The 21,602-nt window shown below is 64.1% G+C and carries 19 protein-coding genes; 1 reads left to right on the forward strand and 18 read right to left on the reverse strand.

Annotated features, from left to right (window positions below; genetic code table 11):
- Window positions 1-10 precede the first annotated feature (10 nt).
- Window positions 11-364 (reverse strand): hypothetical protein, encoded by a 354-nt coding sequence (locus ACIBK2_RS12345; RefSeq protein ID WP_396966441.1) that lies wholly within the window; start codon window positions 362-364, stop codon window positions 11-13.
- A 2-nt stretch (window positions 365-366) separates the two neighbouring features.
- Complete coding sequence (locus ACIBK2_RS12350) at window positions 367-861, reverse strand: DUF4254 domain-containing protein (RefSeq protein WP_396966443.1); 495 nt, start codon at window positions 859-861, stop codon at window positions 367-369.
- Window positions 862-1,318: 457 nt separating this feature from the next.
- Between ACIBK2_RS12350 and ACIBK2_RS12355 the strand changes: the two genes are divergently transcribed.
- Window positions 1,319-2,605: a hypothetical protein gene (locus ACIBK2_RS12355; RefSeq protein WP_396966445.1), complete on the forward strand. Its 1,287-nt coding sequence runs from the start codon at window positions 1,319-1,321 to the stop codon at window positions 2,603-2,605.
- Between the two features lie 7 nt (window positions 2,606-2,612).
- Here ACIBK2_RS12355 and ACIBK2_RS12360 read toward each other — a convergent pair whose 3' ends face one another.
- The 16 genes from ACIBK2_RS12360 to ACIBK2_RS12435 all read right to left on the reverse strand — a co-directional run bounded on the left by ACIBK2_RS12360 (window position 2,613) and on the right by ACIBK2_RS12435 (window position 21,547).
- Window positions 2,613-3,656: an NAD-dependent epimerase/dehydratase family protein gene (locus tag ACIBK2_RS12360; RefSeq protein WP_396966447.1), complete on the reverse strand. Its 1,044-nt coding sequence runs from the start codon at window positions 3,654-3,656 to the stop codon at window positions 2,613-2,615.
- 12 nt (window positions 3,657-3,668) lie between these two features.
- On the reverse strand, window positions 3,669-4,799 hold the full coding sequence (locus ACIBK2_RS12365; protein ID WP_396966449.1) for a M20 family metallopeptidase: 1,131 nt from the start codon (window positions 4,797-4,799) through the stop codon (window positions 3,669-3,671).
- Window positions 4,800-4,903: 104 nt separating this feature from the next.
- Window positions 4,904-5,422: an NUDIX domain-containing protein gene (locus ACIBK2_RS12370; protein WP_396966451.1), complete on the reverse strand. Its 519-nt coding sequence runs from the start codon at window positions 5,420-5,422 to the stop codon at window positions 4,904-4,906.
- Window positions 5,423-5,572: 150 nt separating this feature from the next.
- Entirely contained in the window at window positions 5,573-9,445 is a 3,873-nt protein-coding gene (mobF, locus tag ACIBK2_RS12375) for a MobF family relaxase (protein ID WP_396967213.1), read from the reverse strand.
- A 655-nt stretch (window positions 9,446-10,100) separates the two neighbouring features.
- The gene (locus tag ACIBK2_RS12380) at window positions 10,101-10,406 is read right to left on the reverse strand and encodes a hypothetical protein (protein WP_396966453.1); all 306 of its coding nucleotides are present in this window, start codon (window positions 10,404-10,406) and stop codon (window positions 10,101-10,103) included.
- Between the two features lie 40 nt (window positions 10,407-10,446).
- Complete coding sequence (locus ACIBK2_RS12385; RefSeq protein WP_396966455.1) at window positions 10,447-10,794, reverse strand: hypothetical protein; 348 nt, start codon at window positions 10,792-10,794, stop codon at window positions 10,447-10,449.
- Window positions 10,795-10,916: 122 nt separating this feature from the next.
- On the reverse strand, window positions 10,917-11,372 hold the full coding sequence (ssb, locus tag ACIBK2_RS12390) for a single-stranded DNA-binding protein (protein WP_396966457.1): 456 nt from the start codon (window positions 11,370-11,372) through the stop codon (window positions 10,917-10,919).
- Between the two features lie 66 nt (window positions 11,373-11,438).
- Complete coding sequence (locus ACIBK2_RS12395; protein WP_396966459.1) at window positions 11,439-11,924, reverse strand: single-stranded DNA-binding protein; 486 nt, start codon at window positions 11,922-11,924, stop codon at window positions 11,439-11,441.
- A gap of 359 nt (window positions 11,925-12,283) precedes the next feature.
- Window positions 12,284-14,503, reverse strand: coding sequence for a tyrosine-type recombinase/integrase (locus tag ACIBK2_RS12400; protein ID WP_396966461.1), 2,220 nt, complete (start codon window positions 14,501-14,503; stop codon window positions 12,284-12,286).
- Window positions 14,504-14,631: 128 nt separating this feature from the next.
- Window positions 14,632-15,864, reverse strand: coding sequence for a tyrosine-type recombinase/integrase (locus ACIBK2_RS12405; protein ID WP_396966463.1), 1,233 nt, complete (start codon window positions 15,862-15,864; stop codon window positions 14,632-14,634).
- 412 nt (window positions 15,865-16,276) lie between these two features.
- On the reverse strand, window positions 16,277-16,633 hold the full coding sequence (locus ACIBK2_RS12410; protein WP_396966465.1) for a YraN family protein: 357 nt from the start codon (window positions 16,631-16,633) through the stop codon (window positions 16,277-16,279).
- A gap of 69 nt (window positions 16,634-16,702) precedes the next feature.
- Window positions 16,703-17,575 (reverse strand): bifunctional DNA primase/polymerase, encoded by an 873-nt coding sequence (locus ACIBK2_RS12415; protein ID WP_396966467.1) that lies wholly within the window; start codon window positions 17,573-17,575, stop codon window positions 16,703-16,705.
- Between the two features lie 92 nt (window positions 17,576-17,667).
- On the reverse strand, window positions 17,668-19,407 hold the full coding sequence (locus tag ACIBK2_RS12420) for a ParB/RepB/Spo0J family partition protein (protein ID WP_396966469.1): 1,740 nt from the start codon (window positions 19,405-19,407) through the stop codon (window positions 17,668-17,670).
- 80 nt (window positions 19,408-19,487) lie between these two features.
- The gene (locus ACIBK2_RS12425; RefSeq protein ID WP_396966471.1) at window positions 19,488-19,799 is read right to left on the reverse strand and encodes a DUF4254 domain-containing protein; all 312 of its coding nucleotides are present in this window, start codon (window positions 19,797-19,799) and stop codon (window positions 19,488-19,490) included.
- Window positions 19,800-20,035: 236 nt separating this feature from the next.
- Complete coding sequence (locus tag ACIBK2_RS12430; RefSeq protein ID WP_396966473.1) at window positions 20,036-20,254, reverse strand: hypothetical protein; 219 nt, start codon at window positions 20,252-20,254, stop codon at window positions 20,036-20,038.
- Window positions 20,255-20,311: 57 nt separating this feature from the next.
- Window positions 20,312-21,547: a hypothetical protein gene (locus ACIBK2_RS12435; protein WP_396966475.1), complete on the reverse strand. Its 1,236-nt coding sequence runs from the start codon at window positions 21,545-21,547 to the stop codon at window positions 20,312-20,314.
- Window positions 21,548-21,602 lie beyond the last annotated feature (55 nt).

Consider the following 21,602-nt stretch of genomic DNA (forward strand, 5'->3'; position numbering starts at 1 on the left):
TGGCCACCTTTCAATTGGGGAAACTTCGGTCAGCGGTGTTTGGTCGGAGGAGTCCGATGTCGCGTTCGGCTTCTCGCCGCCGCCGCCGCCGCTGCGCAGCAAGCGTTCGGTTGATCGCGCGTTTCTTGTGGCACCGCGCGACGCTGCACTCGGTGTGTTCCGGCTCTTCGGCTATCGCCTGCTCGACGGTTAGTGGCCAGATCGGCTTCTCATGCGAGAGGCGTCGTTGAATGTCGGCGACGGTGAGCTTCTTCGATCGCCGTTCCAGCAAGTTGAGAACTGCCCATGCGAGCCCAAACAGGCTTGCCACCAACGCGATTCCACCCAAGAAGACCGCCAGGCCAACCAGCAGTGCAGACGCCATCGCTAATCCCCGCCATCCGGGATGCGGGGACGCCACGGGCCGGGGTTTTGGGCAACGAGATCGTTCCAGCGGCACGCCAAGTCGCCTACTCGTTGCCACACTGCATGGACCGCAGGAGCAGATACGTCCTTTGCTGCAAGGAGGCAGTACTCGGCAGCGACGTAAGCGGCCGCCACTGCGTCGACGGCCGCGCCGACCGAGTGCGCCGGTGAGCGTCTGTGGCTTGGTGCAATTACATAGAGTTCGGTCCAGTCGTCGATCAGGGTGGCGAGTTCCGCTCGTTGGCAGTCGATTTCGACAGCACGCTTCAAGAAGAGGTGGCGTTCCCGATGCAAGTTCGCGACGGCTTTCGCCCATTTGATGATTTGGTGGTCGCCCGGCGATCCTCCAACTTCCCCGCGGAACGCCGCTAGAAGCTGATGCCAATCAGGCAATGACTCCTGGCCCGAGCCGATCTCGGCAGGCACTGCGTCGCGTCGGAGTTCGTAGGCCATCATGTCGAACTCAGTCGGTCACACGAGAGAATGTGCTGTGTGCGGCGAGATACTGGCGACAGTTCGGCCCGTGCTCTGCGTGTTTGGCCCGGACGAACGCAGCCTCGTCTCGTGCCATCTCCCCGGGCTCAGCCCCGCAATCCCTGTGCTCGGTGTCCCACAGATCGTGGATATCCAGCTGTGTCGGCATGATGTGCTTCCCCTTGCGGCGGTAGGAACACCCGATGCCGGATCGGTCACGCGGAATCAACCCAGCCGATCTTCGGGTGCCGGATTTCGCATACCGAGATGAGGGAATCGCCAATACCCGGCACCGGGTGCTGTCTCACGATGGCTCGCACAGCCGGTCCACGACCGGTCCATAACCGGCCCGTTTCAGCTCATATTCGGCCCATTTCGTATCCGCACCTGCCACCGCGCGGTGAAATAGGCATACCGTTGGCCGTGGGTGGAGGTAGGCATGAACACACAACCGCGTACCCGCTTGGAACAGCTCGCGATACAGAACAGCCTTGGGCCGATTGACTTCGTCCGGGAGTTCAAGCGTCAGGCACATGCCCTGGGGCTCGACCTCGACGTGTCGCTAAGCGCGGCGAAACGATGGATGAAAGGCGATCCGGGTAAGCCGCGCGACGCTTCTCGACAAGTCCTAGAGGCGTGGTTCGGCGAGACGATCGCTGTTCTGGCCGGACCACCCCTGTACCAATCTCGACAAGTCACTGAACAGGAGCTCGCGGTGAACGCAGCACATGACTCGGTGAGCCACGCCATCGAAGCGGCCTCAGCGTTGGACCCCTCAGCACTAGAGCACCTGAACGCAGCGGCCGGGGCCGCTGCGCGGGCGTACTGCATTACACCGCCGTTAGAGATGCTGACGGACCTCGTCGCACTACGAGACACCATCTACGTCCAGCTCGATAGAACGCATAAGCCGCTACAGCAAGCTGAGCTGTATCTACTCGCAGGCCAGGTGTGCGGGCTCTTGTCGTCGGTCTCGTGGGACCTCGGTTTGCTCAATGCGGCGGAGGAACAGGCTCGCGCGGCGTATACCTACGGCAATATCATCGACCATCTGTCGTTGCAGGCATGGGCACGCGCGCTCCAAGTAACTGCCGCATTCTGGTCCGGTTATCCGCGGCGTGCCGCGAAGATCGCCGCAGCAGCGCTGGACCAAGCGCCGATGGGAACGGCGCGAGTGAGGTTGCACAGCGTGAACGCACGCGCGCTGGCACTCATAGGTGCTCGAGGGGAGGTCCGTCACGAACTCGATGCCGCGGCAACCGAACTCGACCGGGCGGGCAATGACCCCTTCTTGGACGAGATCGGCGGAGAGCTTGCCTTCGACCGAGCAAGGCGCGCCCTGTGCGCAGGCGCATCCTATGTAGCACTCGGAGACGGTGATCAAGCGCAGCAAGAAGCCGAGGCCGCAGTGGCGCTGTTCGCCTCTATCCCCGACGACCAGCGGTGGGAAGCTGGTGCACTCAGCGCGCAAGTTGACCTCGGCGCCGCACGCACCATTCGGGGCGACTTGGCGGGAGCGGCTGCCGCGCTCGAGCCAGTCTTTCGGCTCAAGCCTGCGCGTCGGACCGAGGCGATCGCGCAACGGCTCCTTACGCTGGCACAGGTGTTGGGTACCACCAGATATCGAGGTGCCAGTGAGGCGGTCGCACTTGGCGGGACGATCGAGGATTTCACGTCGATTTCGTTGTCGCGCACGTCAATGCGTGCTCTTCCGCCATCGTCGTAGGTGACGGCTATCCGGCTCCACAGTGGTCGAGCTGGGTGGCATCCCACAGGCCGAGGATGGCTTGCTCCCGTTCTGGGGGAATTCCAAGTTCGCTCGCCCTTTCGTGATCTATCGCAGCACCTCCGGTGGTGAGCCACGTCCAGGTGTCCGCCACTGTCTCGCGGACCGGGCGAGCGCTGAACCCCGCGTCACGGGCGTGCTGGGAGTCAACCTTCCACGCGCCCTTATAGGTGCGCCAGAGCGGTAGTTCGGTCCATTGCCGAACGCCTTGTGCGGCAAGCCATTCTTCATCGGTCACCCACTCCAATGCGGCCGTCGATCCGGTCACGGTATGACAGGCGTGCAGCAAGTCGCCCATCGTCTCGCGACCGGGCGCGGTCACGTTGAAGATCCCTGTCAGCTCGGGGCTGAGCGCAAATTTCGCGACGTCGCGCACGTCCACTGGCTGAATTGAACGTTCGGGACGCCCCGGAGCCAGAACTCGACCGCCCCGCTGCATTCGGCGCAGCCACCACTCCAACCGCCCCACGTACTCCATCGGCCCCAAGATGACGCCGGGCCGAAGGATCGTGGCACGGTCGTCTCCGAAGACCTCCAATACCGCCCGCTCGCACCCGGACTTGCTGAAACCGTAGGTCGATGGGCCAGGATCACCGTCGTATCCGTAGTCGGGACCTGCGTCTGAGGGGCATTCCAGCACGGCTGACGCCTCGGTCAGTGGCTCGACTGGCCAACCTTCGTACACGGAAACGGTTGATATCAACAGGTATCGGGCCGCGACCGGCTCCAGGACGCGTGCCAGTTGGAGTGTTTCGCGGGGGACAAAGCTCGACGTGTCGACGACGAGATCCCAGGCGCCGGCCTCGGCCAACCGAGTCAGGTCATCGAAGTTCGTACGGTCACCGCGGACGGTGGTCACACCGTCGACGTCCGAACCGCTTCGACCTCGTCTGAAGGTAGTAACCTCGTCGCCACGGCTCACCGCCTGCTCAGCGATCGTCCGGCCGAGAAACCAACTTCCGCCCAAGATGAGAACTCGCACCCTTGCCATTGTTACCACCGATCACTCGATAGGCGAGCGGTTCCCCAGTCGAGCCAGTAGCGCAGACAGCAACGCAGCGCGTTCGGGCATCGCGGTTACGTCGACGTGTTCGTTGCGAGCGTGAGGGTGTCCACCGATCGCGCCGAGTCCATCCAGCGTGGGGACGCCGATTGCCGCGGTGAGGTTGCCGTCCGAGCCACCGCCCGAGCGAACCGCAGTCACTCCGGGCAATCCCAATCCCTCGGCGGCCTCTACGACTTCAGCCACGAGTGACCGTGCCATCGGTTCCTCAAAGGGTGGCCTCTCGATACCGCCAGTCACGGTCACGACCGCCTCGGGGTGATGTGGCGACAGCGTTGACATGGCATGGTCGACCTCCTCCAAGGTGGCCGTCGTCCAGGAGCGAGCATCGACATGGCACACCGCATACTCCGGAACGGTGTTGACCGTCGTTCCCGCTGACAGCACAGTTGGTGTTACGGAGGTTTCGCCTGTCGTCAGGCTTGCGATGGCGATGATCTGATGGGCAAGCTCTACCCCCGCGTTGATTCCAAGCTCCGGTTCAAGTCCAGCGTGGGCGGCCTTGCCGGTGATTTCGATCCGGTAGTTGGCGATACCCTTTCGACTTGATTTCACCGCTCCGCCATCGGCACTGGGTTCGCAGACGAGGACCGCGCCCGCTTTGCGTGCTTGTTCCTCGATGAGCTTGCGCGATGTTGTCGAGCCGACCTCTTCGTCGCTGGTCAGCAGCACGCTGACGTGCGATGAATCGGTGAGAAGTTCGATCGCGGTGATGGCTTGTACGATTCCGGCCTTCATGTCGAATGTGCCGGGTCCGCTGGCGATACCGTTGGTGACCGTGAACGGCCATTCTGCAGTGGTCCCGACTGGCCAAACGGTGTCGAAGTGGCCCAGCACCAGTACCTTCGGGTGCTCAGCCTCAGACAGAAGGTGGACATTCTCGTCGACACGGACTTGATGGGCCGGCCGGCCAAGCGCCTCAGATAACCACGGTTGCAGTAACGACGCGCATACGTCCAGGTGAGCGGGAGAATTCGATGGCGATTCGCAGTTCACGAGCGTCTCGAGTCGTTCTTGCATCTTCGGAAGCTGGCGCGCAGCTGCTTCTAGCAGGTCACTGTTGATACCCATACGGCGATCTTCCTCGTCTGCGATTCGTTGCGGGTCATGCCATGCCCCGGGTTCGAGATCGTGCCCGATCCGAAGGCTCCGAGACGGCATGGGAAGGACGTCAGTTATGCGACTCGGCGCCCTTGCTCGCAGATCACCGTGAGGCCCAGGCGAACCGCGTCGAGGGCTACCTCGAGCCGGTCTGCCAACAACGGCTTCACCCTGCCGCGGGCCTCTTCTAACGTGTGGAAGTCCGCGGACAGGATCTCGGACTCGGCGAACTTCATCGCGGCAACATCGTCGTCGGTGAGCAATCCTCCGTCGAAGACGAAGATCACGCCTTCCGGGCGCGAATCCTGCGGGCGCACATAGTCGACCACCAAAAGTCGACCAAGAGGCTGATCAGAGCCGATCTCCTCACGCACCTCGCGTTGCGCCGCGGCCCACGGTGACTCATCCTCCTCGACTGCACCGCCAGGAATCTCGAAGTTCGGTTTGTAGGAGGGCTGCACCAACAACACCCGATTCGCACTGTCTCGAAACAACACCCCGGCGGCCATTCGCTTGCGCGCCAGCCCCGCCACATACTGCTCAACGGGCAATACAGCAGCGGCGGATCGAGACGAGGAGTTCGATGTCGTCACGAACCGCACCTTAGTCAGTCCAGGGGCAACTCTCATCAGAATCTCTCTGCGTAAGCGCGCATCGGGGTAGCCGGCTACGGGAGGGATTCGGCGTCACCGCCAAGGCGCTCAACGGTCTGACTCCGAGTCGTCGGTGGGGCAGGTCGTCGGTTAGCGCCTGCGCCGGATTCGGTTCGTCGGCGGTGGGGTCGGCCGGTGTCGGCGTCGCCGGTGTTGTATCGGAGTCGGCAGCCGGCTTGGTTCGGCTGCGGTGGGAGGCGCGGCAGTGCTGTGAGCCGCCAGTGTCGCTGACTCGGTAGTGAGGATGCGGAGCCGAAGTTGTTCGGCGTAGTTGGCGAGTTCGAGGTCCATTCCGGGATGGCGCGTAGGTACAGGCAGAGCTTTACCGCGGTGCGGGTCGTCGTGAAGAGCGCGGAATTTGAGGTGCGGCACCGCGAGGACGGGATCGGTGTTGATCCTGGCGAGGAGTACTGCTGATGTCTGCGGGGATAGGTCAGTGAGCGTGTCGAGCCCGGCTGTAGTCATCGCTGGCGGCGCGAACTGGCGATGGTTGTGGATCCAGATGTCGGCGCGGGAGCGCAGGACGGCGGCGGTGTCACGCGCGGTGACGAGGGATTGGCCGAGGTCTTGATAGTGGTTGGTCGCTATCGCGGCGACGAGCTCGCAAGTGTCGAGACCGTGGGCGTCGGCGTGAGCGATGGTGTCGAGTAGCTGCTGATATTCCGGTGATCGTGCGGCGTCGCGGGAGAGCACTACTGGTAGCGCGTGGTCGAGAAGATAGGCGCCGCGTGCGTCGGCGAGTAGCTGGTAGGCGTGGTTATAGGCGATGCGGGTTCGGCGGTCGGCGGCGGTTTGCTCGAGACGCATGACGTCAATGGCGGAGAGGTTGTCGTCTTCGCGGGCGAGGATGCGGGCAAACATCTGTTGGGGCTCAATCGGGTCGTCGGGTTGTTGGTTGCCGGTGGGGTCGATGAGGGTGTCGGTGGCGAGGAAGATGCGGTTGAGTTCCGATCCGCGGGTGAGCCCGACATAGGCCAGTGCACGTCCGAGGGTCTCGTTCATCAACACGTAGCCACGTCGGACGGTGACGCCTTCGGCGCGGTGCACGGTGGTGGCGTAGCCGAGTTCGACGTGGTGTCGGATGTAGTCGGCGGGGAGGTGGACGCTGCCGCGATGGTTGGTACCGACGACGGTGATCGTCCCGTCGTCATGGATTGTGTGGATTCGCCAGAGGTCGCCGTTGTCGATGTGGGTGGCGTGGCGGATTCCGCCGGCGATGCGCAGGCCGGGGTTGTTGAGGCGGGTGACGATGGTGTCGCCGACATAGCCGGTATGGCTGTCCGATAGGAGGACTTGGCCCTTTGTCGTATCGATGTGGCCGGTGAGGGCGTGGTGGGCTTGGGTGGCAGCGTTGAGTGCCGAGACATCGTTGAGGGTGGCGGCGATCATGATCGAGGAGATTCCGGCGGCGGTGTCGTCGAGGTGTTCGGCGAGGATGGCTGCCCGAAGTTGATCGCTTATCCCGGAGGTGATGCGGCCGTTGCTGCTGTAGAACTCCCATGCCTGTGCGAAGTTGCCGCCGCGGATGGCGAGGGTGGCGTCGGCTTCGTCGGGGTCGGTGAAGCGGACGACTTGGCGTAGTTGGGGTGCTCGCGTGTCGCGGGCGAGGGTGCGGAAGATGCCGCCGGCTTCGACGGCGGGGAGTTGTTCGGGATCACCGATTCCGCGCACGACCGCGCCTCGAGCGTGGGCTAGGGCGCGTATGGCGTCGAAGTCTGCGGTGGCGGCCATCGATGCTTCATCGATGAGAAGCATCGTGCCGGGGAAGATTCCGGTGGGGACGCCATAGGCGGCTTGGGTGAGCAGCCGGTCGATCGTGTGCGCCGGGATGCCGAGGTGGTCGGAGAGTTCACGTGCCGCCGATGCGGACGGCGCGAGAGCGATGACCTCACGGCCGGAGCTACGCCAGGCCGTGGCGACGGCGTTCATCGCGGTGGTTTTGCCGGTGCCAGCGGGCCCGACCGCGACCGCTAATTCGGTTGCGCAGCAGCACAAGTAGCGGGCGATCTCGCATTGTCCGTCGTTGAGGCTGAACCGATCTTGGTTCCTGATCTGCGTGATGGCAGCGTCGACGAGTTGGGGTGAGATTGCTTCGGGGCTGGGTGTTCGTGCGGATTCGAGTAGTCGGGTTTCGGCGTCGAGGACGGCGTGGGAGGTGTAGCGGGTGGCGCCGGTGACGGTGAACACGCTGTCGCCGTCGCGACGAGCGAGCGCGTGGGGGATGGGGTCAGGGTGGATGGCGAGTTGGATGCTGTGCTGGTCGCGGACGACAGCGGTGATGTGTTCGACGGCGGCGCGGTGGGCGATGTCGGTGGGGAACTCGATGACGGCGAGGCGATCTTCGACCGCAGAGCGAATGTTGGCTTCGGTCCACGTTGCTCGGCGGCGCGCGACCGTGTCGACAACGTCCTGCGCGATGCGGGTCGGTGCCCAGATCGCGCGCAGGCGCGCGGTGTGTGCGGCGTAAATGCGGTCCAGGAACGCAAGTTCGGGCTGCGGGGAGAGCAGTTTTCGGACGGCCTCAGCAGTTAGCGTCCGCGCGGCGGCCGTAGCGAAGGCAGCGCTATCTAGTTGGCGGTCGATGCAGTTGTCGAGTTGGTGGCGAGCGCAGTCGAGGAGACCTCTCGGGCCACCTAGGTCGACCCCGACCGCGATGGCGATCTGTTCTGGATCGGTAGCGCAGCGGGTATCCGGGTGGGTGTGAGCGTGAAGGAGGTTGCGCACGAATTGGGCTGCAGTGCGGCCGTCGCCGAGGAAGCGGTGGGTGCGGGTGTCCCATTCGGCGATCATGTCCCGCAAGGATTTCGGGAGTGGTTTCGCGTGGCGGGTCTGCAAGGTTGCTTGCTGGGCAAGCCGGTACTGGACGATGGTGCTGGGGTTGCGACCGTGTCGAGCCCGGTAGTCGGCGACGAGTTCTTCGGTGCGGGCGATGATGTCGGGAGTGCGGGAAAACTCCTCGATCATCTCCTCGGTGATGCCCACGACTTCGAGCACGGGTTGCTTGCCGCGGCCGCGGCTGCGTTCCTCGCAACGAAACCCGACCTGGCGCCGGACCTTGCCAACGATGACGGCGTTGTAGCGCGAGGAGAACGACACCGCCGAGGCATACAACGGCCGCGCATCCAGCGCAGACCAGTTGCCGTCCGAACCCAGAACCCGTCCAGACACGACTGCGTGAGTGTGCAGGTTCGGGTCGCCGGAGCGGTTGTCGAAGTGGTCGAACGCGGCGATCACGAACCCTTCGGCGTCGATCTGGCGGGTGCCGTTGTGGCCGCGCCGGGTCACCGCGCACCGGGATTCGGCCCACGCCAGGACTTCACGCACGGCCTCGGTGTGACACCGCCAGAGCGCACTCCGGAGCTCGTCATCGCCCAGGCCCCACAAGATCGAGATCGACTTCGGTGGAGTGAAGACCAGATCGAACCCAGCTACCGCCTTGCGGCTGCCCGACTTCTCCTGTGCCAGAGCAGCTTCGATCTCGGTGCGTTCAGGCTCGCGGCCGAGGGTGGCGGCGAGGTGCTCGCGGGCGGCATCGGTCCGCAGCACGGTGCGCTCGTCCCAGGTCGGGCGACGCCGATGGGCGCTGGTAAAGCTGCTGATGTTGCGGCCAAAGAGGTCAGTGATCGGCGAAGCTTCATTGGTGAATTCGTAGAAGCTGACACCGAGTTTAGTGGCCTCGATCGCTTGCTTGGCGGTCGTTCCGGCGGTGATTTCAGCGGCGATGATCGCATTCGCTTGCGGATGTAGACCTTCGCCGAATAAGGCTTGCATTTGCGCCTCGGAGACATTTCCGGATATCCCCAATCGAGCGGCGCCAGTGCCGAGCCATATACCGGGCGGGGTGCCATTCTCGAGGTAGTAATCGGTGAGGTCACGGGTTCTGTCCCGCAGGCGGTCGCCGCTGGCTACCTGGCTCGTAAGGTACTGGTAGCCATCGCCTGCATGGAGTCGATGGATCGTCATCACATATCGAAGATAGCGCGGAAATCGACGTCTACTAAAACATTACCGGCCAGTAGCATCGCGATGCAAGAGGTGTGGCAGTTTGAAGAAATAGAACCCATATGGGAGGTGAGTAGGAATGGTGGCGATGGTTGTATTGGTAACAATGCGATGAGATTATGGAATGGATAGAAAGATTGGTGAGAAGGAATCCCGTGCGCCTGCCGCTCGCAGCGCGGCGCGACGACGGGGAGTGAAAGGGAGGTGCGCGATGGGTGCACAGGAGGTGTCGGCGCGCAAGCGGGCGCGCAGCGCGATGGCGGGAGTGTTGGAGGCACAGATGCGGGCGGCGCGGGCTGCCGAGGCAGACCTGGTCGAGTACCACAAACACGCGGCCCGATTGCGGCGAGCCGCGCAGCGACGTGACGCGCTGATCGCAAGTGCGGTCACCCGATACGAGGCGATCGCGACCGAAACGGACGCGGCGCAGGCCGCGGCGTTGAGCAGGCTCGAAGAGCGTGGCATAGACGAGTCACAGCTACGGGAGCTGACCGGACTCGGTACGGCGGAACTGAAGAGGCTGCGCCGTGCCGGCGTTCCCACAGAGGCCGCGCGACGGAATTGTGGAGCGCCGCCGCGGACGGTACGACGCTCGACGTCGCGGTCGGAGCGGGGGTTAGTTGATCAGGACCGAGCGGGGAACCAGGTGCCGGAACCCGGGGAGCCGGAAGAACGCGCGAGCCAGTCGAGATCCCCACGCACCGTGCTTGGCGGCCCAGGCCCAGTTCCCGGCCAGCCACAGCAGGAAACCTCCGGCGAGCCAGGGCAGCCGGGCGGGTAAGGCATAGTCGGGAAACAACACGATCCCCAGTAACGCGTCGAGGACGATGAGGAATCCAAGGATGCGGGCGAGCATAGGGAACAGCCACCAGATCACGAGCAGTAGTAGAGCGAGGAGTGCTACGAGCCAGATCAGGGACATCAGTGGACCTCCGATCATGCCGAACATGTAGCGGGGAGTGTCATTTCATTGCAGCGCGATAACGACTGGTTTGCCAGAGGCGTGTGGAACTGATCTCGGCGGGCACGAGTCGTTCATGGTGCGGGCACAGGGCGTGGGCGGATTCGCGGTCGAGGGAATCGTCGAGCGCGACGGTGAGCTGGCGCAGGTGCGTCCGTAAGTGGCGATTGTCGGACACCAGAGCGCGGATGCGGGTCTCGAGTAGCGCGATCACCGCGAACAGAGCGGTGTTCGGGAACTCATGACATGAAGCTGATGCCGCGGCCAGCCCCGGTAGCGGGGCGGCGGCCGCGGGTGGTGCGGAGTGATCCGCAGATGCCACGGTGCGGCGCGGAGTCTCAGTGTTCACAGTCGGTCACCTCCACTCGGGTCGGTGAAGTTGCCATTCGAATGCGGCGGTGTCGCCGCAGGTATCTGCATAGGCGAAATCCGGATGGCTGGGCGGGTGGTGCCCCGCCCAGCCCCGGAGTGTTAGAACGGTGCTTCGTCGGTGCCAACGCCGGCCGCGGCGAGCTGATCCGCCGGATCGGGGGAAGATTCGGCGGCCGACCCTGCGACCGGCTCGCGAGGGTCGACGGCGTTGCGGTCGACCCGGGCGACCTTCGCGATCGCGTAGCGCAACGAGGGGGCGATCTCGTCGACGATGAGCTCGGTGACGTAGCGCTTCTCGCCGTCGCGAGTGTCGTAGCTGCGTTGCTTGAGCCGACCGGTGACGACGACACGCATCCCTTGCCGCAAGCTCTCTGCCGCATGCTCGGCCTGGAACTCCCAAATGTTGCAGCGCATGAAGACTGCATCGCCGTCCTTCCACTGCGCGGTCTCGCGGTCGAAGACGCGAGTGTTCTGGGCCACGGTTACGTTGGCCACCGGCGTGCCGGACTTGGTGAAACGTAGTTCGGGATCGGCGGTGAGGTTGCTTATCTGCACTAGTGACGCGAAGTGACGGGCGCGCTCTGGCCGGGCTTGCCCGGCCAGAGCGGAGAGTGTCAGCGATCAGAACGGCGGTTCTTCATCGGTAGCGCCCGCGCCGGCCAAGGCTGGCTCGCGAGGTTCAGCGGCAGCCCACGGATCGTCACCGCCGCTTGCGGTATTGCTGGCGCCGTTGGCGGGGTTGTTGTAGACCCGTGTGACTTTGGCGGTGGCAAACATCATCGAGGGGCCGATGTCATCGACGTCGAGCTCGACGATGGAGCGCTGCTCGCCATCGCGGGTTTCGTAGTTGCGCTGCTTGAGGCGCCCGGTTACGAGCACGCGCGAGCCGCGGTCGAGGCTCTCGGCGAGGTGCTCAGCGAGCATGCGCCAGGCGTTGCAACGCATGAACAGGGCTTCGCCGTCTTTCCAGTCATTGGATTGGCGGTCGAAGTAACGCGGGGTGGAAGCGACGGTGAAGTTCGCGACCGGAGTGCCTGCGGCTGTGAACCGGAGCTCGGGCGCGGCAACCAGGTTCCCCGAGACTGTGATGATCGGATCTGTAGCCATGATGAGGATCTCCTAACGGTTTAGGTGGTTGAGCAGATCGGCGGTGGCCGGTGGCCTTGGAACCCCACTCGCAAGTCCTGATCGCGTTGACCGGGATGTTGGTCGGGTGGTTGTCGATCTGGGGCATGCCCAGCAGGCCGTGGTGGGGCCCGGCAGGGGCGGCGGGGGTTCCGGGACGCCGGGTGGGATCGCCGTCAGGCGACCGAAGCGAAGCGCAGGCTTGTCCTCACCCGGTGGCCCGGGTTCATCGGCGCGAACCCCACCGCGGGCTGCTGCCCTGAGGCCAGATCGACCACCACCCGGACCCAGACATCCGAGGGTGCGTTGGATTGGCTCAGATGTGTTGGACCTGTTCGGATTCAGCGGTTGGTGGTCGGGATGACCAGTGCTGGGCCGGGTTGGGAGATGAGTTCGAGCAGGTTGTCTCGTTTGGCCTCGATGTGGGTGAGGGTGGTTTGGAGTTGGTCGATGTCGCCGAGCCATTGCTGGGTGCGGGCGGTGTCGATGCGTTTGGTGATGTCGGCTTGGATTTCGTCCAGGCGTGGCAGTTGGGTGGGTTCGATCTGCTGGAAGGGGCAGCGCAGGCAGGCATGTTCGTGGATGCAGGGTGTGCCGTAGGGGCGCACGCAGCTGCCGAGTTCGATGCGGCGTTTGCCGAAATGGGCGGCGAAGTCAGCGAGTTCGGCGGCGGTGGGGGCGCGGTATTCGTCGGTGGGTCGTTCGGCTCGGCGGCGTTGGATGAATTGCTGATAGCGAGCGAAGACCTCGTGTGGATAGATCGCGGTGTAGCCCATGGTGGTGTTGAGGTCTTGGTGTCCGAGTAGTTGTGCTGCGATGTGGACCGGTAGACCGTTGTTGACCGCGTCGGTGGTGAACAGGCGCCGGAAGTCGTGCGGGGTGATCTGTGCGGTGAGCCCGGCGTGTTCGACGGCGTGGCCGAGGTAGTCGCGCAGGGTGGCGGAGTTGAAGGTGCGTGGTCGTCCGGCGAGGCGGTATTGGAACAGGTAAGGCATCGGCTGGCTCCAGCATCGTTCGTGCTCGTCGCGGCGGCTGACCACCGGGATCGCGCCGTCGGCGTCGGCGACGCGGGCGATGATTTTCGCCAGCACGGAGGCGAGTTCGGGGCCGGCGGGGATGACCCGTTCGGTGTCGGTTTTCGACGGTGCGATCTGCAGCAGCGGGACGATGGTGCCGTTGGGTTGGCGGTAGGGCTGGATCGAGTGGTGGGTCAGCTCGAGCAGTTCCTCGATGCGGATGCCGGTGTGGCGCAACACCTCGATCATCGCCCAGGACCAGAACGCGTCGTGCTCGGCTGATTCCGGATGCATGATGGCGCCGTCGCCGGTCCGTATCCGCGGGCGGATGCTGGTGCCGTAAGCCGAAGTTGGTCGCGTGTAGGTGCGGCCGTCGAGCTGGAACTGTTGTCCGGGTGTGCTCGCGCGGGCCAGGCGCAGCAGTTCGGTTGCGGTGTCGTAATGCTGGCGGACGCCACGGACCAGTGTCGGCAACAGTGGCGCGAGTTCGCGGATGCGGGCGTGGATCCGGGCGGTTTCCGAGCGGCGTTCGCGCGGTATGACTCGGACGTCTTGACGGGTCACCGGCGAGGGCGCGGCCCATGGGGCCCATCGTTGGGGTTCGTCGTTGGCCCAGTGGTTGATATCGAGGTAGAAACATCGCACCGCCAGAAATATCTCCCCGGGCCGCTTGCGAGGCGTCCCGTCAGGCAGCGTCATCAGCCGTTGTTTCCAGGCTTCGATCTGGGCTCGACTCAGGTGATGGGTGTCGATGCCGCGATGGTGGGTTTCGATATCGGCCCAGAACAAGCGGCAAAGCCGATGGGCGAGTTGAGTGAACGAGATGTAGTCCATGTCCGGACGCCGCTCGCTGAGGTACTCGGTCAGCAGCCACCGCATCGACGCACTCGCGATCTGATACTGGGCGACGATCTCGACCGGTGTGCGTGGCTTGCGGGTGAGCAACGCACCGAACTCGGCAGGTCCGTCACCGAACAGGCCGATCGCCCGGCCGCAGTGGTAGGCCGTGGCGCAGGAGACCGTGTTGTTGGGGCCTTTGGCTTCGATGACCGCGGTGCGGTAGTCCAGCAGATCACCAATGGTCAACTCCGGCAGTGGTTTCCCGGTGCAAATCGACATGCGAGCGAAGTCGATCAATGTGGTGCCGGTCTTCGCAGGCCTGCGACCCAAGCCCTCGGAGGCCGCCACGAGTCCGGTGAACAGTTCGGTGTCGTGCTCCTCGCGCCATATCGACCACAACCGTTTGGTCCACAGGCTCAGCAGAAACGGATAACTCGGTCGGATCGCCCCGCAACACACCATCGCACTGAGCGCGGCACTGAACAGGTTGCGCTGGTGGTGATTGGAGGTGATGCCGTCGAGCCAGGCGCCTGCGTCGGCGTCAGCGCCGCTGGCCAGCCATCGGGCCTGATCGGTGTGGCCGGGGAACTGATCGAGCCAGTCGAACCAGTCCTGCAGCACCGGTGTGTAGTAGTTGACGGGATCCAGTCGCGCCAGGCTCGCGGGTATCCGGACGACGAGTATGCCCAGAGCGTGATCGAACAAGCGCCGGCGGTAGGCCGCAGTGACCGAGCGCTCGTAGAACCGGTGAGCAGCAGCGAGGTGAGCGCTAGTGGGTCCGGCTGCGGCCTCGACCCCTGTCACGGGAGCGCGGGTGTGAGTGGTGGAGTCGGTCATGTCAGACCCGGGAACAGCACCGACATCGCGGCCGGATCGTAGGAAGGATCAGGACTCGGATCGGCAGGTGCCGGGCGAGCGTAATGCTCGCGCATCTTGCGGACCAGATCGTCGATGCGGGCCCGCGCGTAGATTTGCGTGCTGGCCAGGGATCGGTGCCGCATCAACCGCTGGACGTCGGTGATCAACAGGTTCGGGTCGTCCATCAACCGCATCGCGTAGGTGTGACGCAGGTCGTGGAAAGTCACATTCGCGCCGAGGCGCTCGTTGGCGCGATTGAGGACTTGCCGCAACGCCCAATACGTCAGCGGACGTGTCGGGCGCCGCAACGTCCACCACAACCGCGTATCACCGACAGGACGCAAGTGCTCGGTCTCGGCGAGATAGGCAGCCAACCACAGAAACGAATCCGGCGGCGCGGGAACCCATTCCAGCTCGCGATGGCCCTTGCCCTCGAACGCGACCAGCTGGCGGCCGATATCGAGATCAGCCAACCCCATCCCCAACAACTCACTGGCCCGCGGACCACTGCCCACCGCGATCGACACGATCGCCCGATCCCGATTGCTCGGCAACGCGGCGAAGAAGTCATCGAACACCGCATCCGGCAACGCCCGCGGTGACTTGGTGCGGGCGCGCTGGCGATACGGCGCCCGACCGTTCGGCAGTGGCGCCTCGATCGGACTGCGATGCGATCCAGGCCGATCGCGACCGTTACCACGTTGCAGCGGAACAGGATTGACCACCGGGCCGAACCCGGTCAGCAGGTGATAGTCGTAGAACATCTTCACCGCTGAGAGCGAGTGGTTGATCGTCGAAGCCGCATAGCCTTCCGGCAACGTCGCCTTACCCGTCACCGGGTTCACTGATCCGGCCACGCTGCCATCGCGGCGACGGTGGCGCCGCTGCGGGTTCTTCGCGATCCGCAGCCACAACACGAAGTCCCGAACATCTTGGCGGGCAGCGTGATTCCACTTCACCTGCACCGCGGCGAGAAACCGGAACCAGCGCAACAGGCTCAGCAGATACGACCGGCACGAGTGCGGACTGTAGTCACACGCGACCAGATGGCGGACGAACTGACGCACATGCTCATCCACACGACCATCGACATCGATCAAGCGAGCTGGCTCCAGCGGATCAGTGGTGACCACCACCGAGCCAACCTGAACCACCACCAGTGAATGCACATCCCGGCTCTCGGCCAGGGTCCAACGATCAGCAGACATGATCGGAGAACCTGCCACACGGCGCGGACGTACGAATTACCCGGCCCCCCAACATGATTCGGCCGGAGTGGTTCAGTTAGTGCAGTCAACAAAACCGACCACTGTGACCATCAGATCTCCAGCCATGACAGATCTCCTTACGGGATAGAAGGATTCGGAAAATGGATGGACCGACAACCCCAACCTGGTCGGTGACCGGAGGGGCTGTCGATCTGCGGCCGTGGCCATCAGAGGTGGGGTCGGGCCCGCAGGGCCGGCGGGGGTTCCGCGCCCGTCGGTAGGGGATCGCCGGAGGCGACCTGAGCGCAGCGAAGGCTTGTCCGCTACCCGTTGCGGCGCGGGTTCATCGCCGGTTTACCCGCCCCGGCTCTGATCCCCTGTGGGGCTGATCGACAGCCACGTCGGACACCGATCAAAACGCGGAACGGAAATGCTGGACATCGGGTTCACAGCCAGGCATAAGGATCACTGCGGCGACATCGAATCGGACCTGCCACCACGGCCCTTCTTGCTCGGACAACCACAGCAAAGACAGCCGCCGCAGGCGTTGCTGTTTGGCGAAGCTGACCGCACCGGCCGGAACCTGAAAAGCCGATCCGATGCGTGTGTGCACGTAGACGAACACGGTGATGCCTGCGTCTTCGGCGATGAGACTGATTTCGCCGTAGGTGCAGCGCCAATTGCGAGCGAGGATCTCCATTCCCGCGTCGGTCAGGTATTGGGCAACGAGTTCGTCGGCGGGAATCTCCGGTGTCGGATCGGGTGTCATCTCGGGGTCCTTTCTGACCGAAGTGGGAGGTTGGAGGGGTGTTGTTGCAGGCGTGTGCTTGTTGGTGGTTCAGGGGTCGGGGATGAGGTGGCGAGGTCGGTGGGCGCCGTAGATGAGGCCGTTGGTGATCGCGCGGTCGAGTTCGTTGTGGGTGAACCCGTCGATGCCGACGTGTTTGACCGCGGCTGCGGTGAGTTCGGTGCGGACCCGTTGTTCGGTGAGTTCGCCGGCGGCGAAGAGTCGTCCCAGAACCAGGGCGGCGCGAAAGAGGGTGGCATTGCGGGTATGTGGTGCAGCGTCGGCGACACGTCTGGCCTCGTCGGTCACGATCGCGGCGAGGTAAGCACTTGGATATCCAGGTGAGGGATCCGCAGAAGGTTGGGTTCGGGGTGGAGGCGGAGCCAGTAACTCGACAAGTGCGGAGGGCAATTCGGCTATCGGGTGTGTCTCGATGAGCCGATAGGTTCCTGCTCGTGTGCGCGAACCGGTGGCGACGACGTATCCGCCGCGTCCTCGTGAATCGATCAGAGGCCCGATGCGCCCGACCGAGCAGCCGAGTTCTGGCACGGTCGGCGCGCGATAGTAGAAGTGCGCACCGCCTGACGGAGTCCGCACCGCGAAGGTGTGCATGGTGGACGGATCACCGGTGATAACCGCCAGTCGGGCCCATAGCTGCTGCGCTGTGGGCACGGCCGAGGCGGGGTCGGCCCGGCGGATGTCGATGTCGATGACCAGCAGGCCGCTGAGGCCGGTAGCGATGGCGATGTTGCGGCGCGGGTTGTCGTTCCACCAGTGCCGGATCTGGTCGGGGTCGGTGGTGGCATGGCCGGACCAGTCGCCTTCGAGTACTGGGGTTTTGGCGTTGGGACGCAGCGGGAAGACATGCCAGCCGCGTTCCGCGGCGCGCATCGCCGCTTCGCGCAACGGATTGGCCGCAGACACGAGAAGCCTCCTTGGAAAGTTTGGGTGCGATGAGAAGCAGCGGCGCACGTCCTGGTGGGCGTGCGCCGCTGCGACTGTGAGGGTGATGTGGGTCAGATTTCGATGGTGTCGGGATCTCGGTCGCCCACGGCGACTTGTTCGATGGGGGTGAGGGTGTGTCCGACCTCGGCGAGGAACCGCAGATAACGCTGGACTCTCGGATCGTTGAAGCGCCAAGCCTTCTTGCCGGTGCGCTGCTCATAGGCGGCGAGCACCAGCGCGAGAACCACGACCCGGCAACGCGGAGGCCGCGCGTTCTCAATGCTGTTCAGCAACTCTGAACGCCACCCTTGGATACCCAGCAGATCTATCGCGAGGACCGTCGCGTCGTGGCTGTCGAGTAAGCCGGGTTCGATGATGACGGACTTGACGACGAACGACGACGCTTGTTGGGGAGGATCGTTGTTGCGCGACAACAGCTTCTGGAGGAACTCGCGTCGCGCTTCCATCGCTGCTTTGCCGAGTTTGTCGAGCTCGGTCGCGCGCTGCTCGGCGAGTTCGCGTTGGCGTCGTTCTTCCTCGGCCCGGGCTCGCGCTTCGGCACGCTGCTGGGCGAGTGCCTCCGCGCGCGCCGCAGCACCGGGATCGTCCTCGTCGGCAGCTGGTGCGCCGATCGGGTCGATCTCCGCACGGTTGTCGAGATCGGTGACCGTGTCGGGTTCGACGATGTCGATGAGTTCGTGCAGCCCGGCAGCGTCGAGCTGGTCGATGGGCAGGTAGTAGTAGGCATCCCACAGGTCGTGTTGTTCGACCTCGCGAGCGTGACGCAGGCCCTCGGCGGGTGTGGCATCGGGATAGCGTGCGGTGGCCCAGTCCACCGTGTCGGGATCCACCGGTTCGCCGGTTTCGCGATCGAGGGTCGCGACGTCTTCGAGCAGATCGCAATAGACCGCCCACCGCTGCGGCTCGGCCTGAATCTGAGCCAAGCTGACGGGCTGATCCTCGGCGGTGAGCAAGCGTGCGGAATGAAGGAATTTGGGGTCGGCGTAATCGGGGTCGTGGGTAAGGATGGTGCACCCGGCTGCCGCGTAGGGCAGTGATGTCTGCAGTAGTTTGCGGCGTTCCTCGCGTTGGTTGGCGATGCGTCGTTCTTCGAAGGTGAACATGCTGCGTGGGGTGTTGCGCAGATGCTGGACAGCGTCGGTGTCTCCGACGAGCTCGTATTCGGCGATGATGGCGGCCTGTTCGAAGTCGAGTTGGTCCTCGTCCACGATCTGTCGGGCGGTTGGGGAGTGGCCGATCTTCGCGGCGAGTTTGACCTCTTCGCGGTCGGTTTGCAGTTCCCGGGCGACGCGGGTGACTGTCGCACCGAGGTCGAGCATCTGGGCGATGCCGGCGGCGCGGTCACCGTTGGTGAGTGGGATGCGGTGGTGGTTGACGGTGATCTGATCGCTGATGCGGGTGATGTCGGCTTCCGCGGTTCCGGGATCGAAGGCCGTGGTGATCCATACCGGTACCTGGGTGAGTCCGATTGTTAGGGCGATCAGGGTGCGTAGCTGGCCGTCGCGGACCTCGATGGTGCCGTCGGGCATCCGGTCGGCCCGGATCGGAGTCAGGACACCGTGCTCCGCGATCGATTCCGTGTATTTGGGATGGTCGTTGAGGTCGAAAGTGCGCCGGACGTTCTCGGCGATCACCAAGTCATTCGGATCCAGGAAAGCTGCTTCGGCTTGCGGGATCGGTTCGGTCGAATCGATGGTGTCGGCCCCGGTGCCTACCTGAGCGGCGTCGGTAGGCATGTCGGGGTTGTCACTGGGGTCGGTGCCCTTCGGGGTGTCGATGGTGGTGGTCATTGCGGAGTGCTCCTATCGTGAAAGAGGTAGGCACCGGGCAGTTACGACCTGTCCGGTGCCTACCTCAGGGGTTGGGATATTCAGATGGCGCGGCTGATGGCGAAACGTGGCTGGCGTCGTCGTCCGGCGACGAGGTCGGCAACGAGTTGGTCGTAGCCGAGCGCGAGATCGGCCAGTGCGGTGTCGAGCTCGTGGATTCCGCTAGGGCGATCGCTGGCGACCGCGAGGACGCTGTGGGTGATGGCCAGGGAGACCAGTCGGTCGATGACCATGGCCAGCGGTTCGGTATGCACCTTCACCCGGCGCCGACGGCGATGTGGAAGCCGATGGCGAATGCGACGATCGAGCTCGACCAGCAACGTGGTGTGGGTGAGCTCTGGATCGGTCGTCACGACATCTGCGTCGATCTGCGAACCCGGATAGTCGAAGTAGTGACTGTGCCAGCCAACAGCCGCCAAATCCTTTATCGAATGCAAGATTTCGGGATCGCCAGTGGTGATGGTGCTGAGCGCGTGGGAGCTCAAGGTGATTATCTGGGCGCCGCTGGGAAGGGCCGACCCGAGCGTCCGGCGTCGCGCACGCCGTCGCCGTGCTCGTTGCTCGCGTGCGAGCAAGTCCGGGCGGCGGCTCATCGTCGCGCCTTGGGACGGGCGGCGACGTTGACCGGCTGCACACGCAGCAATCGGTCATCGTCACCGACGGGAAAATATGACCAGTACTTGCCCTTCCAGTCCGGATACTGTTCGCGCCAGCGGGCCAGTTCCGCCTCATTGAGGACGGATGTGGTTCCGGCGTCACCGAAATGGGCTCGGCGATCGAATTCCTCGCGGGTGATGGTGTCGGTCATTGGTGTTACCTCCTGTGATGGTGATGGGTGATGAAAAATGTTGAGCCGCCATATGTTTCAGGCAAGGCTCATGGCGTGCAGTGCGAGATCGTCGAGGGTGTCGGCGCGGTCGGTGTCGGCGACGGTCTGGCTGTAGCTGGTGACCGCGTTGGCGATTCCGGCTGCGGTGAGTTGGCCGCCGGCGATGAAGTGCGACAAGATCCCGCTGCGTTCGGCCTCGGTGAACCCGAGCTTCTTGCCCAGGACCTCGATCGTCTTGTCCGGCTGGGTGACTGGGGCCCCAGCCTGCTGCTCGAGTTCCTCGACGCGGGCATTGAGGAACTCTGGAGACAACCATTCGCGGACTTTGTCGCGGGTTTTGGCGGTGATGACGGCGAGCTCTTTGCGGTAGGTGTCCTGAGACCAGCTGACGGCGCCGGTGCCGAGCTTTTCGCCGATGTGGTTCTTGCGGTAAGAGAACAAGGGCAGTGAAAGGCCGTTGCCGCAGATCTGGACGACCAGCTCGGGCTTCAAAGTGATGGCGTGATGGCCGGTTTCGGAGTTGGAGAACCGGAAACCCGCGGTGACGACCGGCTCGCTACCGGGGGCATAGCCCATGCCTTCGCGAGCGGCGATCGGTCGCCACCGATCCAGCTCACCGGCGACTCGGCGACGGTCGGCCTCGAGGTCGGCGTTGGCGAACGGGTTGCGGTAGTTGGCCAGGAAATGCGGCGCCAGCGCCGATACCTGCGGTGAGTAGACCTTGCACCGCATCGACGAATCGCTCAGGTCGCACGAGCGGATATCGACCTCGACATCGACTTGACGGATACCGTCCATGACCGCGGTCAGTAGATCGAGGTTGTCGACAATGCCGTAGCGATCCGATAAGAACGCGCGCAGCACCCCGGGTCGGTTCGGGTGCCCAGAAGTGAACAGCCGCAACAGATACGAGCTGTCATCCAGATCAGGTGCGACCTGAGTGCCGTGGGGGCCGTGGAGTAGGCCGTTGATGTTGGTGTCGTAGAGATCGAGCCGGTGTTCCTCGCGTAGCCAGCGCAGGTAGCTCACGGGGATCTTGAGTTTGGTGCCGATCTGGGAATCAGCCGCCAGGGTCGGGCGGTAGAGGCCGGCGACGTCGGTGACGCCGCGGTCATCGATGACGGGTGGAACACCGAGGAGTTCGAACATGCCGTCGCGGGCTCGTATCGATGACGCTGGTGCGACGAGATCGACTTTGCTGGCCTGCTGCTGTTGCAGCAGCGCGACCATGTCGCCGAAGTTGGCATGACGAACATAGACAGGGCTCGACATAGTAGGCCTTTCGATGAGGGATGTGACAAACGGCCAGGTGGTGCGGGTGCGTGGG

The organism is Nocardia sp. NPDC050175, assembly GCF_044459885.1.
GTDB lineage: Bacteria > Actinomycetota > Actinomycetes > Mycobacteriales > Mycobacteriaceae > Nocardia.